The 2,736-nt window shown below is 39.9% G+C and carries 3 protein-coding genes and 1 pseudogene; all 4 read right to left on the bottom strand.

Annotation, left to right across the window (positions count from 1 at the left end):
• Positions 1–139: 139 nt before the first annotated feature.
• Positions 140–679, bottom strand: a complete 540-nt coding sequence (locus tag CAG65_RS15080; RefSeq protein ID WP_161454170.1) for a hypothetical protein — start codon at positions 677–679, stop codon at positions 140–142.
• A gap of 188 nt (positions 680–867) precedes the next feature.
• A pseudogene (locus CAG65_RS15075) lies at positions 868–1,209 on the bottom strand (formylglycine-generating enzyme family protein); the annotation flags it as partial.
• A gap of 76 nt (positions 1,210–1,285) precedes the next feature.
• Positions 1,286–1,885, bottom strand: coding sequence for a hypothetical protein (locus CAG65_RS15070; RefSeq protein ID WP_161454169.1), 600 nt, complete (start codon positions 1,883–1,885; stop codon positions 1,286–1,288).
• 341 nt (positions 1,886–2,226) lie between these two features.
• Positions 2,227–2,736 (bottom strand): hypothetical protein (locus CAG65_RS15065; protein ID WP_202599413.1); only part of this gene is annotated, 510 nt, incomplete at its 5' end.

Genomic DNA, 2,736 nt, shown 5'->3' with positions numbered 1-2,736 from the left:
TAGTAATTTCTAACGCCCAATTAAGTAGTGAGCAACGCAACCATCCTACCTAAACCATTGTGCCGTAAACACTAAATCTGAATCAAACCCCAAATCCCAAGCGTTGGGAATCCGTCTTAAACGCTTTGTTAGCAGTATTCTATCCACGTATATATCCATTCCAAACGCGCTGAAAATCCTTATTAATTGACTCAATTTTCGAAAGATCATTTGCAAGTAATTTGCTGCCTTTGTACTGAATTAGATAGCTTATTGATTCTTTAGCCCAAGCAGCATCCGTATACATGCACATAAAGTTTGTGTCTAAATTTTTCTGTTCACCTGAACTACTGAGACGCTCATTGAAGCCCGTAACATGTCCATAAATTTGGCTGACAATTTTCCGTTGCTCAGGACTTAAAAAAGTACAAATGTCTTTGTAGTAATTATCGTAGATTGGGCGAACGACTGGATGCGGGGATACTGATGATTGACGAGTTTTTAGCAAATTGATTAACCCTGATTCACATTTACTCATTGATTCATTTAAGTGATCAGATATGTCACCTAACTCGTTATAAAAAGCTTTTAGTAACACCCTACGCTTCCAATAGGACTTTAGAAGCTCAGCTCCCTGACCTAAGAACCAACCAAGAAACACCGCTAATAGCGTTATTTCAACTTTTGATAAAGTTTCCAATTTTCCTCCTATACTGCTAACGCCACGTTAAGGTGTGAGCAACGTAATACCGATGCTGCTGCATAACAACTTAAACACTAAAACAAACGCTTAGTAAAAATACCACACGTTGCGAATCCCTCTTGAACAGTTTGTTAACTGAGCGCTTCACTATTCACACTACCGAATGGCAAGACCACATGATCATATTATTCTTCTTCAACAAGTCGAAAACCTACATATGGTTCTCGAATATCAATATGTCGTGCCCAGTAGGTATGAGGAACTAAATCTTGTCCCGGTAAAAACCACCCTCCGCCGACAAACAAGTAAACTGCACATTCTTGGCTTCCTTTTTCTCGTTTAGGTAAACATTGCTCTACCCACTCACCTACATTTCCTAGCATATCAAAAACGCCAAACCGGTTAGGAGGAAAAGAGCCTACTCGCGCCGTTTGTTTATTACTCCAAACAGTGCCACAGTTATTACAGTTAGCGTTGCTGGCTTTAGGTGGGTTTCCCCAATCATAACTCTCCGACGTACCTGCTCTCGCAACATACTCCCTTTTCTATGAGTGAAAGTTCCATTACTTCTGCTTCATCCAAGTGGTTTAACAAGTAATGTGCTTATTCGTGACCATAAGTAAACTTCATTTGCTCCTTAACGAGCATTGTGATTTTCTTTTCTAATTCTGTAGGAAAGTGTGCTCTTGGGTCCATTTCAAAGTCATGGGCTTCAGAACCACTGACAATTCTCATTGCAATGATTAGTGCATCCCTTAAATCGCTCGGCTTCAAACCAAACTCGTACCCATAGAATGCTATCGTTAGAAAGTAGTAAACTCTCTCCAACTTTTCAGAAACAAGTACAACGTCACCAGCTAAAGACCGAATGCACAGAGCATTAACATCTGGGATATGAGCTAAACCTGTAGGCAATGATTTCAACAATTTACGTTGCGCTGGCTTTAGCATTGATATGTACGACTTATGAAAATGATCTCCTTGGTGATAATAATGCGTTAACCTCCAGTTTTTTCCACTTTCTTCATACTTATTTCTCCTTACACACATTAGTCGAACCGCCCTAGGATCATTTGCAATAGAGTAAGACCGGATCTTTAGCAAGTAGTCATATGGGTTTTTTAAGTTTCTGAGCCGCTTAATTTCATCAATAGAGCAAAACTCTAAAAAACGCTCTTCTCCCGGAAGTAGATCTGCAACCATAGATTTCGTGTAAATATTTCTTAAATGAAATTTGTCACCTACTCTTTTCTCCTAGTATGTAACCTTCAATCTCTTCCTGCGTAAAAAAGTCTGTTGGGGGATGACTCTGTTCGACTATGCTTGGAAATATTATACCTTGCGATGCCTTCCTTGAGCCAGGAATGGCTTGAAGCAGCTCTTCTATTCTTTTTTCCGAAATTGTCACAATTATACCTTCTATACAAGCTGAGTATGAGATAATTCTAACGCCGCGTTAAGGTGTGATGCACGCTTGGCTATACTTGAGCGAAGCGAAACTGCCAAGCGTGAGGAATCACTCTTAAACGCTTTGTTATGTGAAATTACTCGAATGTAGCTTCTTTACTCTGGTTGATTCTATATTCGAATGAAACCAACGATCTATCTGCGCCATGGCTTCTCGCTTTAATATCAACAAGCTTGATTGCAGCAAAGAAGCCATGTCGGTTGACCAGAGTAACCAACTCTCCAGTCTTTGGAGTTCTAGTTCTAGATGTGTAATCAAACTTTGAAGCATCTGTTATATCTTTAAAATCATTTGCTCCGTAAGCTAAAGCAATGCCCTCTATACTTCCAGGATCGTTGTATACGTGTATCGAGTCATTACTTGCACCAGAAAATGTCAACTCGAACAGCATACTTCCAGAGCCAATTGTGAAGCTACCGTTGTGATTATCGTAATCAAAGTCGACTTTGCCATTTAAGCTTGGCATCACATATTGACTTGAACTGCTCTCAATAGCAGTCGCAATTGGACTGTTTGATGTTTCGAATGGGTTTTTTCCTAGAGCTGGACGAGCTTTTATGCTCTCCCCATGGATTTCCTTGATTAG

Source organism: Vibrio sp. V39_P1S14PM300 (genome assembly GCF_009904765.1).
Lineage (GTDB): Bacteria > Pseudomonadota > Gammaproteobacteria > Enterobacterales > Vibrionaceae > Vibrio > Vibrio proteolyticus.
The sequence above is the reverse complement of the archived record's forward strand: the minus strand, read 5'-3'. Positions and strand labels throughout refer to the sequence as shown.

Excerpts from the sequence above, each read along its gene's own strand:
- CAG65_RS15070 (WP_161454169.1), bottom strand. The coding sequence starts at position 1,885 with ATGGTTGCAGATCTACTTCCGGGAGAAGAGCGTTTTTTAGAGTTTTGC.